The organism is Enteractinococcus helveticum, assembly GCF_020742345.1.
GTDB classification, from domain to species: Bacteria; Actinomycetota; Actinomycetes; order Actinomycetales; family Micrococcaceae; genus Yaniella; species Yaniella helvetica_A.
In genome coordinates, this window is record NZ_DYXC01000124.1 from 1 (window position 1) to 16,058 (window position 16,058).

Annotated in this window: 12 protein-coding genes; 1 reads left to right on the forward strand and 11 read right to left on the reverse strand. The window is 56.6% G+C overall.

Translation table 11 applies throughout. The features are described 5' to 3' along the window. The coding region (locus K8V32_RS10895) for a hypothetical protein (protein WP_303907151.1) at positions 1-483 on the reverse strand (483 nt) is incomplete at its 3' end. 130 nt (positions 484-613) lie between these two features. Then, positions 614-898, reverse strand: coding sequence for a pyrophosphorylase (locus K8V32_RS10900; RefSeq protein WP_303907153.1), 285 nt, complete (start codon positions 896-898; stop codon positions 614-616). 457 nt (positions 899-1,355) lie between these two features. Between K8V32_RS10900 and K8V32_RS10905 the strand changes: the two genes are divergently transcribed. Then, positions 1,356-3,332: a serine/threonine-protein kinase gene (locus tag K8V32_RS10905; RefSeq protein ID WP_303907155.1), complete on the forward strand. Its 1,977-nt coding sequence runs from the start codon at positions 1,356-1,358 to the stop codon at positions 3,330-3,332. A gap of 124 nt (positions 3,333-3,456) precedes the next feature. Here K8V32_RS10905 and K8V32_RS10910 read toward each other — a convergent pair whose 3' ends face one another. From K8V32_RS10910 to K8V32_RS10950, 9 genes are all read right to left on the reverse strand, one after another. Continuing rightward, positions 3,457-4,050 carry a YehR family lipoprotein gene (locus K8V32_RS10910; RefSeq protein WP_303907160.1) on the reverse strand — a complete coding sequence of 198 codons (594 nt, stop codon included), beginning with the start codon at positions 4,048-4,050 and terminating at the stop codon, positions 3,457-3,459. 165 nt (positions 4,051-4,215) lie between these two features. After that, positions 4,216-4,692 carry a YehR family lipoprotein gene (locus K8V32_RS10915; RefSeq protein ID WP_303907163.1) on the reverse strand — a complete coding sequence of 159 codons (477 nt, stop codon included), beginning with the start codon at positions 4,690-4,692 and terminating at the stop codon, positions 4,216-4,218. A gap of 44 nt (positions 4,693-4,736) precedes the next feature. Then, the gene (locus tag K8V32_RS10920; protein ID WP_303907167.1) at positions 4,737-9,068 is read right to left on the reverse strand and encodes a type VII secretion EssC family protein; all 4,332 of its coding nucleotides are present in this window, start codon (positions 9,066-9,068) and stop codon (positions 4,737-4,739) included. 21 nt (positions 9,069-9,089) lie between these two features. Continuing rightward, positions 9,090-10,490, reverse strand: coding sequence for an ABC transporter substrate-binding protein (locus K8V32_RS10925; RefSeq protein WP_303907170.1), 1,401 nt, complete (start codon positions 10,488-10,490; stop codon positions 9,090-9,092). Next, positions 10,487-13,498 (reverse strand): midas domain-containing protein, encoded by a 3,012-nt coding sequence (locus tag K8V32_RS10930; protein WP_303907172.1) that lies wholly within the window; start codon positions 13,496-13,498, stop codon positions 10,487-10,489. Before K8V32_RS10930 ends, K8V32_RS10925 begins: the two co-directional genes overlap by 4 nt. Positions 13,499-13,725: 227 nt before the next feature. Further along, complete coding sequence (locus tag K8V32_RS10935; RefSeq protein ID WP_303907175.1) at positions 13,726-13,854, reverse strand: hypothetical protein; 129 nt, start codon at positions 13,852-13,854, stop codon at positions 13,726-13,728. Between the two features lie 508 nt (positions 13,855-14,362). After that, entirely contained in the window at positions 14,363-14,767 is a 405-nt protein-coding gene (locus K8V32_RS10940; protein WP_303907179.1) for a DUF6188 family protein, read from the reverse strand. 56 nt (positions 14,768-14,823) lie between these two features. Next, the gene (locus K8V32_RS10945; RefSeq protein WP_303907182.1) at positions 14,824-15,342 is read right to left on the reverse strand and encodes a hypothetical protein; all 519 of its coding nucleotides are present in this window, start codon (positions 15,340-15,342) and stop codon (positions 14,824-14,826) included. After that, positions 15,339-15,818 carry a hypothetical protein gene (locus K8V32_RS10950; RefSeq protein WP_303907185.1) on the reverse strand — a complete coding sequence of 160 codons (480 nt, stop codon included), beginning with the start codon at positions 15,816-15,818 and terminating at the stop codon, positions 15,339-15,341. The genes K8V32_RS10945 and K8V32_RS10950 overlap by 4 nt, the downstream gene beginning before the upstream one ends. Positions 15,819-16,058 lie beyond the last annotated feature (240 nt).

The following is a 16,058-nucleotide window of genomic DNA, read 5'->3' on the forward strand; positions in this document are numbered from 1 at the left end:
TGAGTTCCCTGCTGGTGGGTCGATTTCACGTCCCTGGACTTGTACGACGTCGCTGTGAAAGTTTGGTGGGTCTTCCGCAGGCGGTGGCTGCGGATCATCGCCGCCACCAAACCAGGTAGTGACTTCGTGCCATGCTCCAGCTAAAAGGTTATCCTCACGCTGGCGCTGACGTTCTGCCCATGCCCGGGCGTCTTCGCGGCGTTGATCTTCGGCTTCGGCGGCTTCTTTGAGCTCGACTACCCAACTAGCCAACTGCCCCAGCGCATTGGCGACCTCGCGGCGACCCTCTGAAGCGACCTCGGCGTTACGATCAAAGATCTCGGAGTAGTGACCGCGAAATTCCCGCATTGCGTACCAGACAGCAGACGAGCGAGAGCCTTTTTGGGCATATAGCTTGCCCTGCAAGTTGCTCGCCTTGGCTTTGAGCGTGTCAGCTGCTGCGTAGTTATAGCCCGTTGGTTCGTTGCCGCCGATGTCTGACATGAATTTTCTCGCCTTCTAAATTCCTATAATGCCGCACAGTGAAAATGACGCCGCATGAGCGTCGGGAAAGAACAGGGAACCGGTGTGCCGAGGACGAAGAAGTCTCGACACACCGGTATTCGGGAGCGTGTTATGCGCCGCCACCTGCGGTGAAGATGTCTTGGGAAATGCGATCCAACTGGTTGCGCAATTCTTCAAGCTGCTCTTTAGCACTGTCCAAAGCAGATTTGGTTTCTGGCCAGGTGCCATTGCGGAAGGTCTCAGCCAGCGGACCATCCCAAACATTCGGATCCGACAGAATACGACCCTGGGTATCCAGGCTGGTGATCTGATCAGTAAAGCCACCATTGACAATGGACTGGATCTGACGAATCGCGGTTTTCGCTTCTTCGGTTGATAGTACGCGTGTAGCCATCAGGTACTCTCCTCATAAAAAAGACAATAAAGGCCACCCAAAATTGGGCACCACCCTAGCGAAGCAAAGATTTTCAACTAATTTCAATCCATGTCACAACATGACGTCTACCACCGAAGCTGCACAAAAATAGTCCGAATATGAATAATCGGCACGCAAGTACCTGCGAACGATGTTCGTTGATTCACTTAAAATATTGGGCTGACTTGGCATAATACGTGAAGCTTCAAGATACCTCGTTAGTGATGATTGATCCGATTGATATGACACATGACAGTTGAGTCATCAAAATGTTCACTCATTACTCAGGAATTCTTAACCAAAAATTGATCTTGAACATTAGATTTATGTCAGATCAGCAGCCCCACATCGGTCATGTACCTGTGGAAGAATCGTCACGTTGGTACGATTCAACAATCCACATACCCCTATCACGACAGTCCGGAAGGAGCGTGCGATGTCGACTCTCCAGCCCGGTGATGCGCTCGGCGCTTCCTACCGGTTGGTCAAGCACATCGGTTCAGGTGCTGCTGGTGATGTGTGGTTAGCAGAATCTACGCGCGATGATGCGACCTACGCGGCGAAAATTCTCAAATCCGAACACGCCAATGACGCCGATATCGTCGAGCGCTTCATCCGCGAGCGCTCCGTACTTATCGGATTGCGGCACCCAAGTATTGTGGCGGTACGCGACCTTGTTGTAGAAGGTGCGACTCTTGCGATCGTTATGGACTATATTGCTGGCGGAACACTGCGCGATCTGTTAGCAGCCCAGAAGACCCTGCCGGCGGCTGAAGCGCTGACCCTGACGGCACAGATCTTCGATGGTCTGACCGAAGCCCACCGACTGCAAGTCATTCACCGCGACATCAAACCTGACAACGTGTTGTTGTCTGAACCATGGGAACCGGGCCAGACTGAGACCGTTCGAGTAACCGACTTCGGCATCGCCTCTGTGGTCAGTGCCCGCCAGCGCCAAACCTCTGGCATGTTGGGCACCCCGCAGTATATGGCCCCGGAAATCATCAGCCATGGTCACTCCACTGCGGCCGCCGATGTCTATTCGACCGGTGTGCTGCTGTATGAATTACTTTCTGGTCGCACACCATTCGACGGTCCGGGTACCGACTTCACCATTGCCTATCGTCACGTCACCGCGCTACCGCCACAATTAGATATCCCGCGCGAGCTATGGCGTGCGGTCAATGATCTGTTGGCCAAAGACCCGCGCGACCGGCCGAGTGCCGCCGAAGCCGCCGCGACCATGCGTCGTTTGGCACCAAAATATCTTGACCTCGCGGCACTTACACCAGCGCCGGTGACTGAAGACTTCGTGGAAGTCGAGCGCCCTCGGACCATGCTGCGCAGCGACCTGCTGCACGAAACGAATCTGACCAATGACGTCGAATCGTCGGTTGCCCAGCACGCCCCCGAATTGGGTCCGGCGCCGCAGCATACGGTACTGCGCCCCATGCCGGTCGCCCGCCCTGCCGAACCCGATGAGCCGGTGAATCATGAAACATCAGCAGATGAACAGCTGAGCTGGTTTACGAAGAAGAATATTTTGCTTGGCGTTTCTGGGCTGGTGTTATTGGTCGCGCTTGTCGTCGGGGGCATTTGGTTATTCACCGGCAATGCCGCCGATGCGCAAACCACCTCGGATACCGCACTACAAGCCAGCCAACAGGATCAACCGTTGCCCACCGGGCTGTCCGTGTCTCGGCAAGCAACCTATGATCCCGATGCCGAGCAGATCACCGTGGAGATCACGTACTCGACACAGCGGGCGCCCCTGTCTGGACAGTTCCTGGAGGTCTTGCCGGCCACGGATGCCGAGGCAGATGCTTGCCCGGCTGTGAGTTGGGAGGGTGTCTCTGCGAAGCATCATCAGTCTTCTAACAGTGGCATTCGAGCGGACTGCGGGTGGCAGCTGGACGGCGTCGAAATTCCTGCCAACGATCAGCTCACCGTCACCGCGACACTGCCAGGCAGTGTGGCTGATCAACAAGAATTCGATGCCTGGCTCGACGCTGCCGCGGAAGCAACGAATGCTGCCCTGCAGGACCCTGAGGCGTCGTCTACCGCATACCCGGCGCAGCGACTGGTTGATATCCGCGTGGAAACACCGTCGCGAACCGTCTCCCAGACCCCGTTGCCAATCACCCTGATCCCGGTGTGGCCAAGCGGACCGGATGAGTTGAATCCGCTGTATCAAAGTCCGGCATCCGGTTCGCCATCCCAGATGCTGCAAAATATCGCCGGCGATGAGTCGGGCGTGCGGTTCTCCGATAACTGCTCGGGTGCCGTGGCCATCTCGTCTGATGGGTTAACGGTGACGGCGCTGTCGGTGACGTCAGAATGCAGTATTCATGCCTCGGTCGGGAACTTCACCAGCTTACAGAGCTCCCCGTTGAGTATCACCACGCGGGACTAAAATACCTGCGTCCTAAATATCAACAGGTCACTGGCTACACAGGTTTGATATAGCAGAATCCACTACCAGAACTACTAACAGCACGATCCAAGAGGCCGTTCATTGCCATCGCACTGTAGCAGTCCTATTCAACTTCGCTGAAACCCTGCTGTTCAAGCAGTTTGCGGCTTTCCGACAGACTGACAAAATCGGCTCCATCCATGTTGCCCGAGCCTTCAAAGCCCGGGATATCGCTCAGGGCATTCATATCCACGACCCGGTAGTCAATGCTGACTTCCTCAACGGCCGAAGTCTCGCCGTATTCGATGCTCTGGTCATAGCCTTCGACGCCGGCGGATTGTTCCATCAGCGGGTCGAAGATTTCCTGGGCATCTTCTTTACTACCAATCCCAGCTGCTCGGTAGTCGATCACGTTGCGGGTGGTCTGTTTGACAACCCGGTCGCCGACTGCGGTATACGTCAGGGTCATGTCCACACCGTTTTGGTTTTGGGTAAAGGCGGTTTCGGTTGTTTCACCATCGGTCGCAGGCGGCTCCGGGGTGGTTTCAACTGGTTCAATACTGGTTTCACTTGGCGCTTCCGGGGATTCGACCGGCTCAATATGGACGTTCGAAGCGTCGTTCGTAGCATCGTCACAGGCCGATAGTGTCAAAGCCGCAGCAAAGGGCAGCACGGCCATGGCGGTGAATTTTTTCTTCCATGGTGGAACGATAATCATGGGCAGTTCTCCTTGGAACACATGTAGACGTCGCGGTGCTAGCACAACGCAAACTTGGTTTTCTCATGAATTTGAAAGATAGTCAATAATGTGAAGCGGGGAGCCCTCTGGTCAAGACTCCCCGCCTATTCGTGACGACGTGTGGGCCGCCAGCGTCACATCGTATTATTCGACTTCGGTGAACCCTTGCTGTTCCAGCAGTTCGCGGCTTTCTTCAAAGCTGACGTAGTCGGCATCTTCCATGTCGGCGGAGCCTTCAAAGCCAGGCAGGTCACCCAGTTGGCTCATATCCACGACTTCATAATCAATGCTGACTTCTTCGGTTGCTGAGGTTTCGCCATATTCAACGGACTGCTCATAGCCTTCAATATCAGCAGCTTGTTCCACCATTGGGTCCAGCAGGGCTTGAGCTTCTTCTTTATCTGCCAAGCCGGCTGCTTCATAGTCAATAACATTGCTGGTGGTCTGTTTGAGGACTTCATCGCCCTTGTGGGTGTACGTCAGGGTCATCTCTACACCGTTTTGTTCCTGCTTGAACGAGGTTTCGGTGGTTTCTTCCCCGCACCCGGAGAGGGTGAGCACCGCGGCAAATGGCAAAACCGCCAGGGCTGCGAGTTTCTTCGAAAAGCGAGTAATGGTCATGAGTTCTCCTTAGAACACTGTTTTGAGTCGTGGACTTTCCACGACTAAGACTTGGCTTGTGTCTCAACCGGTGGCTGAGATGATTCGACATGGTCGGTTGGACTCATCGATTGGATCAGCGCTACTGATCCGCCGACTCCGGCATAGCCGCGTCCGGTGGTCATGGCGACCGGGGCGCGGCGCGGGATCTTGACGTTGAGCAGGTCGCCGTCAAAATCAACATCGGGTTGCAACAGGACCCCGCACCGGGCTTTGGACAGTTTCTTGGTCCAGTGGCCGTACTGCGAGCGCAGGTCGCCGGCACGTCCGGCAGCAACCACGCAGACCCGGGGGTTGGTGGAGGTTAGGAGCCCGGAAATTGACTGGTCGGCGTCGTCAATGCGTTCGGCGTCGTCGATGAGTAAGAAAACCGGACCGGTTTCCAGGCGTAATAACGCCAGCATGCCGGGAATGTCCTCGGGGGTCTCGGCGATCTTATCCAGCGGCAGGTCCCCCAACGGGGAGCGTCGGTTGGAAATGCCCCAGACGGCGGGGCGCTGATCGGCCGGGGCGTTGAGCAGCAGCTCGGCAATGGCGCATAGCAGCGTGGATTTGCCACTGCGGGCTGGCCCGGCGAGCAGAATATGTTCTTCTTCGAAGACTTCTAGCACGGCAGGTTGCAGGGTGTCTTCGCTGATACCCACCGGGATACGCAGCGGCTCCTGGGTGAGATCCAAGTGTGAGGCCAGGGCACGCACGGCAATATTTTCTGGTAGGACCCCAATGACCTCGGCTTTGGCGGGTGCATCAGCCCAACGTGCAGCGGCTTCGGTCACGGCCGCTTCGACGCCCTCATCCGGGGTGGCGATATGCATTTGCAACAGCGTGTTGACATCAACGCAACGGCCTGGCACTTCGGCGGGCACATTTTTGCCTTTGATTCCCAGTGCTGAATAGTCGTAGGCATCGGCCAGGCGGTAGATCCAACGCTGGGTGGTGACTTCGTCCATGGCCGGTGGCACGGCCTTGGCGCGCGTGGTGGTGACCACAAAGTGCATGCCAACCGCGGGCCCATCAGCATAAACGCGGTAGAGGGTTTCGAGGTGTTCTTGGCCCTCGAAGTCACTAAATTCGTCTTTGAAGGTGGCCAGTCCGTCGAGCAGGATGACCATATCGCGTTGTTTCACGCCGGTTTCACGACGACGGTTGAACTCGGTGCGCAAAAACCGCATGAAGCGAACCTGTTGTTCCTTAGCCCCCGGCCCGGCACCAACATAGGCAACAGTGTGCGGGAGTCGTTCAAGCTCGGCCAACCCGCGCGAGCCCACATCCAGGCACAATAGATCGAGTTCTTGTGGCGGGTGCGAGGCAGCAAGGGCCAGCCCAATGCTGGCCAGGGTCGTCGTCGTACCACTGCCGCGCACGCCCATGAGCATCAGGTTGCCCTCGTGCATGTCCCAGCCGGTGGCCGACTGACGTTGCAGATCGGGTTCATCAGCCAGCGCGACCCGCACCACACCCCGATGCACGCCGCCCACGGACGGCACCGGGCGGTCCTGCGGAGTGTTTTCGGTATCAGCCGCATAGCCGTCGAGTCGGACACGTTCGCCCAGTGCCTCCGGCCAGACCTGGCGCGGTGGCGCAATCCCGGCGGCCTGGTTGGCGGCGATGACGGCGTCGATGAGCAGATCAAAATCGTTCTCATCACTGTTGGAGACTTTCGGGGCTGTGGTCTTTCGTGGCATCAGCTGGCCAAATAGCCCCACGTCTTGGATCTCAACCTTTTCGGTCACGTGTTCTTGGGCTTTGCCGGTCACCAGGGCGGTTTGGACGGGGGTGATGTCGTCCTGGCCTAATTTGATGTAGGCGCGCCCCATTTGGGAGCGTTCAATGCTGGCCGCATCCGGTACGCCGATCACATTTGAGGAATCTTCGCGACTTTGCACGCGCAATGCCACGCGCAGGTTGGTATTGGCCAGAATGTCTTCGTTGACCACACCGGCCGGACGCTGGGTTGCCAGAATCATGTGCACACCCAGGGTACGGCCGACGGCGGCCACACTGACCAACGAGGCCAACACGTCCGGGAAGTCTTTGGCCAGCATCGCGAACTCGTCTATCACCAGTAGCAGTCGTGGCAGGGGTTCCGGCGGATTCGTGGCCAAATAGGCCGGCAGGTTGTCAATGTCTTCACCGGCCTCGGCAAAGAGTCGCTGACGACGTTCCATCTCGGCTTCCAGCGCACGCAGGGCACGGTCGGCCAGCTGCTCATCAAGGTTCGAGATCGTTCCGATGGTGTGTGGCAGCCGTTCGGCGGCCTTGAACGCGGCACCACCTTTGAAGTCAATAAGAATAAAACTCAGCGTTTCGGGGCTGTTGCGCGCAGCCAGCCCGGCAATAAAGGAGCGTAAGAATTCGGATTTACCGGAACCGGTGGTCCCACCGACCAGCCCGTGCGGGCCGTCCTTGACAATGTCTAAGAACACCGTGCCTTTCTCGCTGACTCCCACGGGTCCAGACATCCCGGGCGATCGCCACAGATCTTGGATCGTATCGGCGTTGAGAGTCTCAACACCCAACAGCTCTGGTAACCGGACCAGCGATGGTAGTGCGGCACCCGGTACCACGAGTTCTGGGTCCTCAAATTGGGCCAGCCGGCGCGCGCATTGCTCGGCGTCGGCAAGGCTCACCCCAGCTAGGGTCACATCTTCAACATCCACCAGATCCTCCGGGTGATGCACCGAGGCTGAGGCATCTTGGCCCACTTCGATAACCGTGGTACAGGCGGCCGGCAGCTGATCGGTGGTCGTGGCAAGAACAATCCCACTGACCTGCGTGTTTTTCTCATCGGCCCGCAAAATCCGCACCTCACCGCTGTCTCGGCCATGACCTAACAGGTCACGCGCCGGCGAATTCCGGCCCTCGGTCAGCACCTCGGAGTCAATAACCAACATCAGCCCGTCGGTTGGCAGCCCGTTGATGTTGTCTAATAATCCGCGCAGCATCGCATCGCTGGCTTCACGCTGATTCGACATCCAGTGCGCGCCCGAGGAGCTGCCCGGTTGTTTGGTGTGCGGCAACCAAGCCGCCCAGTCCCACATGTCTTCGCGTCCGTTATCACAAAACACCCCGATGCTCAGATCCGCGGGCCCCACGTGCACGGCGGCTTGCATCACTAAACTGCGTGCCAAAGCCAACGCACCCTCGCGGTCCCCCACAATGCCAACCACCCCGGCATTATTTAGGTCCACCAACACGGGTGCTGCGGTGAGCTGACTGGCATCTAAGACTTTGCGCACGCGTTCGTGATACTTCTGCGATCCTGAGTCATCCAGCTCCGGTTGCCACGGGATATCGCCGATCCCGGCGTGCAGGTAGAGGTAGTCGGTGGCATCTGGGCGCCGCTGCCACATCAGCGTGGACGGTAAGGCCACCCGTCGTAGGACCGTTGCCGGGTCGGGAATCAACTCCTGACGACGTTGGATCTCCGTGGCCGCCGCCTCGGTGAGTTCCTCATCGAAGTCCTTGATCGCCTGGCTAAAGCGCTCTTCTTCCGCCTGAAGATTCTTTTTGCGACGCCGCTTTTGCTCAAAGTACATGCCGATGGCCATCATGGGGCTCAGCAACGCAAATAAGGCAAATCGCGGATTGCCCAGCACCACCACGAGCACCCCGGCCATAATCAGCGGTGCGACGATCGTCACCAGGCTAAAGCGCGCCTGGTCGTTGACCTCTTCGGGAGCCGGCGGTTCCACAGCCTCAGGTTTAGCCGGCAAGCCCGGTCGCGGGGGCCGGTTAAACGGTGCCGTAGCCGCCGGCGTGAGATTCTTCAACGATCCGGGGGCCGGCGCCACCGGGTCATGGCGGAATGGTGTCACAGAAAGTACTGCGCCACCGGCGTGCACCGTGGCTGTTTTGGTCACCACCGTGCCATCCTCGTCAACCCTGACCCCATCAACATAGGTGCCGTTGGTGGAACCGGAGTCTTGAATGACCAGACCATCATCGGTCAGTTCAATCGTGCAGTGATGCCAGGACGCACTGTCGGTGGGCAATACCAGATCAGCTTGCGGTGCTCGACCAATCACCAGCGCACGGTGCTCGGGCACCACCACCACGTTGCCCACCGCGAATCCACCGGACACTACAACATTCCAACCGGCAATATTGCCGGTCTTGTCGGGTGCGGTACGCGAGATGACCGATCCCTCAAGGATCGTGCAGTCAGCAAGGGTGGTCTTCCCGGTTACCGGCAGCTGATCGACGTAGAGTCGGTCATCGTCAGTCAGGCGGTAACCCAGCGCAGATTCCGTGAGATCAGCCAGGGTCGCCTGTGGCTGGAAGCCGTTAAGGTTGACTACCTGTGTTGAACCATCGAGGTCGAGCAGAATCCGCAATACCGCATCCTCACTATCTAACTAGGGTTGTTCGATCCACACCAGCGCATCCGAGAATTCACCGTGTACCGGGCGCAAACCAAGACGCTGTGACGACGCATTGAGGACTGTCGGTACCGCATCCACGGCATGGGTTTGACTAAAGTCTAGGGCCGGTCCGGCTGTGCCATGACCAGCAACCATGTGCAAACCGCCAAGCGCCTCAGCAACAGCGGCCGGATCAGTACCACCGGCGGTATCCAGGGCTTGGGCAAAGGCAAGCACCGCATCGTGGCCACGCGTATCGGCAACCGCGGCGGCCTCGGCCAGTGGAGCATCCCCGGTCAGGTTGGTGATCGACTCATCACCGGCAAACTGGCGATTCGCCGATAAAAACGCGGACATGGCACGGCTCTTCCCGGAGGTACCCAGCGCAATACCGTCGTCAGCCGACACACCGATCGTGCGCAGATTCGACGACACCGTACCGCCCAGTTCCAATAGTGTCTGTTCAAACCGTGGGCTCAGTGCAGCATCGGTCAGGATTACCGGCACCGACACATTACCGGTCTGCAGCCCAAACACCACCCGGGCCTGCATGGCCGCCGGCCCAGAAACCACCACGACATCCGCCGGGTTGTCTGTCACAGGTGGCGGTGTTTGTTCGTCTTCTCCCCCACCCGTATACGCGCCATTGCCGTACGGGTTAGCACCGGTACGCAGAGCGATATCTTCGGCAAAATCATCAATATTCGTCTCGGCATTGAACGCCAATTCCTCAACAACATCCACGCCCTCGGGCAGCTCACCACCGGCGTTAATATGCACGGGGCGTTCGAATTCTGCAACCTCCGCCGCCAGAGCATCCGCGGTATCTTGTGCTGCCGGAGCCAACGACCACACCCGTTCAACACCCTCGGGCACAGTGTCATACGGCAAAATCACCGGTACACCCGCATCCGTGGCAGCCTTGAGCCCATCGTGTAGATGATCCCCGGAGCTGGCATAAATAATTCCCGAAACCCCCTGATTGATCAGACTATCCACGGCATCTACACCGCCAGATGCTGTACCAAGATCATCTTCGGCCACCAGTTCAATATCATTGCCGCCCAGCCGTATGCGCTCTTGGGCGACGACGGCGCCCTGAGCAGCCTGATGCCACTGCGAACCTTCAGCCTCGCCCGAACCCAGCGTCAGCACCACACCGATCTTCGAATTCTCCGCAGGCACCACCTCGGACAGTGCGATCGGTACGGTCACCGCAACCGGATCTGGCCCCTGATCAGCATTGGCGCGCACCAAATATCCCACCAACAACACCAGGACGACGACGCCGGCGAAAATCCCCAGCAACAATCCTAGGCGCTTCTTGCGCTTCGGTTCGGTTTCTTCCTCCTCGACGAGACCTTCTACATCGAGTTCTTCAGCTGCGTGACTCATGCGTTGTCCCCGCCGAGGTGGAATGCGTAAATGGTTTGGGTCTGCGCCCCGGATGGCACATCAAGGTGGAAGACCGGCAGCGAGCTTGCCGCTTCCAACGACGCCGAGAACTGTGCTTGGCGCAGCATAATTTCTGCGATATCTTCCGATCGCACATTCGCATAACCCGCCGCACGCTGGGAGGCCAACGCCAGCTGGTAATCTGCGGTATCCGACATCGCCGAGCTAGCCGACATGGAACCGAGAATACCCGAGCCCTGAATCTCTGGGTCACCCAGGTCCAAGATCACGTTGGTCAAGCTGGCACCCAGCTGTGCCGAGGCACCTTCCAGGTCGCGTGTCGACGACGTGGTGGACTGGTGAATCGATTCCAACACGTTCGTCGTGCTCTGGTTCAACGCTTCAGTGGTTGCGTCCTGTTGCTCTTCCAACGATGCTTTCTGCTCGTCCAGCTGCTTGGCAGTGTCATTGACGACGGCGTCCGAAGTCGTCGCCAGGCCAGAGATCGTCGTGTTGTAGGAGTTCACCACGGCATCCTGGGCGTTATTGATTCGATCGGTCACGACGCGCACCTGGGAATCAACACGCTCTGGTAATTCCTCTGCCGTTTCATCCACAACTTTCTGAAATGCTCTTCGGATATCTTCAGGCAGTTTGTCCTCATAAACGGATAGATCTTCGAGCGCCCGTTGTACCTTAGCGTTATCGCTTTGCGCATCAGACGTCGAACTCTTGATCCTGCCGACTAATTCTTTGATGCGAGCATCTTCTTCACCGGCTTCTTCTAAGATGTCTTCGACACGTTCCGCCGCATCTTCTTCTGCTTGACGAACCTTGTCATCAGCGTCAGTTTGAATATTCTCGATCTCTTCATCGACAAGATCTTCTAATTCATCAAGATCTGATGCAACCTCATCCAACGACGTGTTCAGCTGTGCGATAGCAGACTCTTCGGAACCCGTATCCAACTCATCGAGAGCTGCCGCCCAGTGGGCTTCTTGCTCCTCAACAAAAGATTCCAGCTCATCGTTATAGGAGTCGTCTACAAGATCGTTGACACGTTCGGCCAGAGACGAGCCAGGTTCACCGACAGCATTGTTGGCACAGTCCACACCCGTCAACTGAATACTTAGCTCATCAAGCTGGCTCAGTTCGTCTTCTGCTGGAGTGTCGTCGTCCTCCAGGGAGTCTTCAGAATCGGTGGTGTCTGGAAGTTCTATGTTACAAACTTCTCGGGCCAAATCCTCATGACGTTTGCTGATTTCCTGGGCCTCGGAATCGATTGTTTCGAAGCCTTCTCGCATGTTTTGAGCATGGTTTTCGACTGCCTCAAGCGCCGTTGTGCTGTGAGGTTTTACCTGATCTGTGAGGTCCTTAAGGCCCTCACGTGCCGAGTCAACATCCTTGCGAAGACTCTTCCAGGTCACCGGTTCTTCTTCAGGTTCTTCATCCTGATGGTCTTCATCACCAGATTCTGCATCTTCGTCATCTGTGGTGTCGTTGCCGTTATCTGAAGGTTCTTCGTTCTCTGTCCCTTCGTCTTCGGGGTTGAAGATTTTGTCGATGTTTTCCTCTACGGAATCCAGCGACTCACCGATCTTCTTATTGTGTTTATCTGCTGCAGAAACATCCTGTGTGCTCAGTTCAGCGATGATCTGTTCCCCGGTCTCCACAAGGTCACCAAGCGACTTGAGCACCGAATTTTGTGCAGAGAATAGTGCACAGGTGATTGAAGTTGACACGCCATTTGATGGATCACAAGTTTCTACATCAGGAACCTCTGGCCCTAAGGTGTCCTGAATACCAGCAATAATCTCATCACGGCAGGCAGCGTTGGCTTCAGCATAGCCCTCTAGCTGTGCACCAAGAATCAAGAAGGTGGAGTAGAGCGAACCGTTTGACTCGGCGTCCTCAACCGTGGCTGCACAACCCTGACCGGTCACCAGTTTTGGTGGGGTGGCTTCAGTATTACCCATCATGCCGTTCATCGACGCCACGATCTGGGACAGCTGCGAGTTCATTGCGGTTTCGGCACCGGTCATGGAACCTTCGACCTGAGACTCCAGTGCGGTGAGCTGTTCGCCAACGCGCTGCATTTCAGCGACCATATCATCGGAGTTCTGACGCAACTGTTGTGCGGCGTCAACACCCAACGTGTCAGTGGTGTGATCGAGGTTCTGCCGAATCTCGGTGATGGTGGTACCGGCACGGGTCAGGACTTCGTTGATATCGGCCACCAGTTCGATGGATTTTTGCTGCATTGCGTAGTCGGAGCTGGCGCTGTTATCAAATGTCGAGGTCAACATGCCCTCAAACGACATGTCGGTGTGGAACCCTGCCTGTACAGCCAAATCAAATTCTGGGGTGGAAAAGTCTTCAACGTCAGCGACCAAGCGGAACGTGGTGGTTGCTTCAGACTGTGGTGGGGCAAGAACGGTACCCCACTGGACTACTGCGTCGCCGTCAGTCGTCTGGCTCACCACACCGTTGGTGGTGTTATCGGATTCGACGTCGACCACGACATTGCTAGCGGTGGTGTCGTCAAGTTCAACGGAACCGGCCACGCTCAAAGGCGTGCCGACGAGCGCTGAGGACTGCCGAGATTCACCGGCGACGTCGTAGGTTACTTCAGAGGAGTCCAGTGTGAGGTTTTCAACGGTCACCGCAATATCAACGCGACCTGTATGGCCTTCGAGGTCGTCGAGGTTCGAACCGCTGCCATCAGCCGTCGTGTACTGCGTGGAGACCCGAACCGGGAGGTCTTCGACGACTTCTTCGACGCTGTAGTCGTCGGTACTGCTATTCGATTTGCCCGACAACTCATCGAGATACACCGCATTACTCGCGACCTCGGTGATCGCACCAGCCGGATCAAGGTTGACATCCACGGACTGGATGACCTTGGTTGCCGATGATTGGTCGAATCCCGTGCCACCGCAGGCTGATAACGTCAGCGCCGCGATGGCTAATATTCCGGTGCCTCGAACGAGACCTCCAACCCGTGACATACGGGGTCCTCCTCGAATAATACAGTGTGATGATGTGCCATGACGGAAGTGCCCTGTTAATTCGACAAACGACGCCAGAGGACGCACTCGGTCGAGTATAACGGAATTACATGAAACTTTTGGTTCTTTTCACTTCTGCAAATATGAACAAAACGAGAAGATTACATTAGACCTAGTCAAACAGAGAATGACTTTGGGCTCGGGCCGTTCATAGTGGGACACGATTATCAGTGCGGTTTGTCCGCAATCCCAACGAGCGTGATACCAGGCAACCCCAAGACCCATGGATCAATATCGGTCTCCGCATGCACCCCCAGTTCAATACCGCCGGAGATATGGAATATCGGGTCGATCATCTGCGCATTTGAGGTGATTGCTTCAATCTGTTGGTCTATGAGGAAAACTCTAGATCCTGCGAGGTAATACTGAGTGAGTCCTCGTAGATGTCAACCTCGATTAAAAACAGCAGGTCATCATTGGGGCGCCCGAACCATCCCTCCGGGAGAATCAACCCAACGGACGGATGTTCATCGAAAAACGATCGAATTTATTCTACTACAGTATTCATGGTGTCACCCATCGTGGATCTACGTTTGGCATAAAAACTTGGTTCCCGCCACCCATCAGGTTCCCGCCGGCTGCTATCGGCTGCGCAGCAGCAACGCCTTCGTAAACCTGCGTTCCTGCCGGAATTCGAGCTATTGATACTTCTGTTGCTGTACTCCCCAACGCAGAGTTGAAAGCACGTCCATCGCCATGGGAAGCCCGGTGTACGAAAATGCCCTAAAACCGACTGCGCCCTCTTGCGAAAAGGGGCCTGGGTTCATAACACCGATCATCGGCATCCTAAATCTGCTGCAGGAGCTAGACGTCCTCAGGCAGCCAAATGGCAAGCTCGCCGCCAGGCATAGCAATCACCCGGGTTGGTGTTGGCTCCGGACCGGTATAGCTCCAGGATTCGTAATCGTCGTCGGGCCCGGCTTTTAGTACCGACCCGTTCGAAAACTCCACCATCAGTACACTGTCGTCGATACGTACAGCTTCAACGGTCTCACCATGGAGCCGTAGAACGGATACGAACCGTGCTTTATCCCCTTCGGGATCCACAACCGTTACATCATCCGTTGTGTCGGCAATGGCAAAGATGGATTCTAGGCGCACAACACTGTTCTTGGAGAACCGCAAGGTAATCTGAAAGTCAACGCCAATGAACGCCACTTGGGTGCCCATAAGTTGCAGGTTCACATCGGCTACTGTCGCTGGGGCCATCCGTGCTACCTTCCCTGTCGTTTCTGGAGCCTTTGACAGACGACACCGCGGAGAAATCACGCACAATGATGAGATGAATGTATTGGGGTAAACGGCGAGTTCCAACTGGCGAGACCTGCTCGGATCTCCTCGTCGGCTGCACTGGTAAAGTCCGGTGGCGCGTCGTCACCACCGGGAATGTCGCCCACATGGAACTCGCCACACGTACCTGTCAGGTACAGGGTATCCGGCGCTGTGGCCCCCACATTGAGCACCTTCAGGGTGGCGGAGAATGTGGTGTCATTGAGAACGGGTGACCAACTGGCCACAGACCTCCAACGGCGTTGCCCAAATGGTGTGCCACTCCACCGGAAGTCTGTGACCTGATGGACCATTACCACCGCAGTGTTTCCATCGTCCATATGTAGCGTGCCCCGACAATCAAATAGCAACCAAAGGGACATGAGCGTGGCGTCAAACTTCACTTCGAGCAGTGCAGCATCAACTAACGCATCCTGTTCCCGTAAGGCATCACCATCGGGAGAGCCACGGTGGTCGTGGCGTTGGGGTGAATAGAGGAAGTCACTGAGTATCATGGGTCAAACTCTATATGCCACATCGGATCTTTCTTCGAGATCGTCTGTCCGGTATAGGGGTTCACGGCTTGATCGGCCTTGTTGCTATACGAAACGTAGCCGTTGGGTTTAGGATATTTCCCATCGAGTACGGGATCCATAATCCTGACCGATGTGGTATTGTTGGCGAGCCCATGGCCTCCGCTCCCACCCTGGAACTGGAAGCCCTTGCCCGTGTTGACCGGGTGGGGACCCATCGCGCCATTCGGAACGATAACCGCCTCTCCATTGGGGTGCACTACGAAGTTCGGGGAATGGGGCAGATCTGGTGTTGGTGGCAACGTATCGAGCTGATTCGTCGCGTTCGGCAGTTTGTTCATCGTCCCGCCGGTCACCGTGGAAACGGCGGCACCTTCTGCTGTTGACCAGCGTAAACTTACTGGTTCTACGTGTTCATGGAGGCTCCGTTTGAATCGCCATTCTTTTATGATTCCCACAATGACAAATTTAGAGCGTGTGGTGGTCGCATGCCGCGAACTGATCGAGACGCGCTTCCCCGATAAGCCTGATAGTGGGGGCGCTGCTGTACTGCTGGGCGACGGTTCAATCCTGACTGTGAGACTTGGAAGTAGCTGGTCTGGGACCGGCTGCAAAGATAGGTACAGGCCGTTCCGCCGGATGGTGTGACTCGAATCCTGACTGGCTCCACATGGATGCCTTATATCTGACATGTCCAC

Coding starts and splice junctions, on each gene's coding strand:
- K8V32_RS10945 (WP_303907182.1), bottom strand. CDS start 15,342: ATGATACTCAGTGACTTCCTCTATTCACCCCAACGCCACGACCACCGT.
- K8V32_RS10905 (WP_303907155.1), top strand. CDS start 1,356: ATGTCGACTCTCCAGCCCGGTGATGCGCTCGGCGCTTCCTACCGGTTG.
- K8V32_RS10940 (WP_303907179.1), bottom strand. CDS start 14,767: ATGGCCCCAGCGACAGTAGCCGATGTGAACCTGCAACTTATGGGCACC.
- K8V32_RS10935 (WP_303907175.1), bottom strand. CDS start 13,854: ATGATCGACCCGATATTCCATATCTCCGGCGGTATTGAACTGGGGGTG.
- K8V32_RS10910 (WP_303907160.1), bottom strand. CDS start 4,050: ATGATTATCGTTCCACCATGGAAGAAAAAATTCACCGCCATGGCCGTG.
- K8V32_RS10915 (WP_303907163.1), bottom strand. CDS start 4,692: ATGACCATTACTCGCTTTTCGAAGAAACTCGCAGCCCTGGCGGTTTTG.
- K8V32_RS10925 (WP_303907170.1), bottom strand. CDS start 10,490: ATGAGTCACGCAGCTGAAGAACTCGATGTAGAAGGTCTCGTCGAGGAG.
- K8V32_RS10930 (WP_303907172.1), bottom strand. CDS start 13,498: ATGTCACGGGTTGGAGGTCTCGTTCGAGGCACCGGAATATTAGCCATC.
- K8V32_RS10900 (WP_303907153.1), bottom strand. CDS start 898: ATGGCTACACGCGTACTATCAACCGAAGAAGCGAAAACCGCGATTCGT.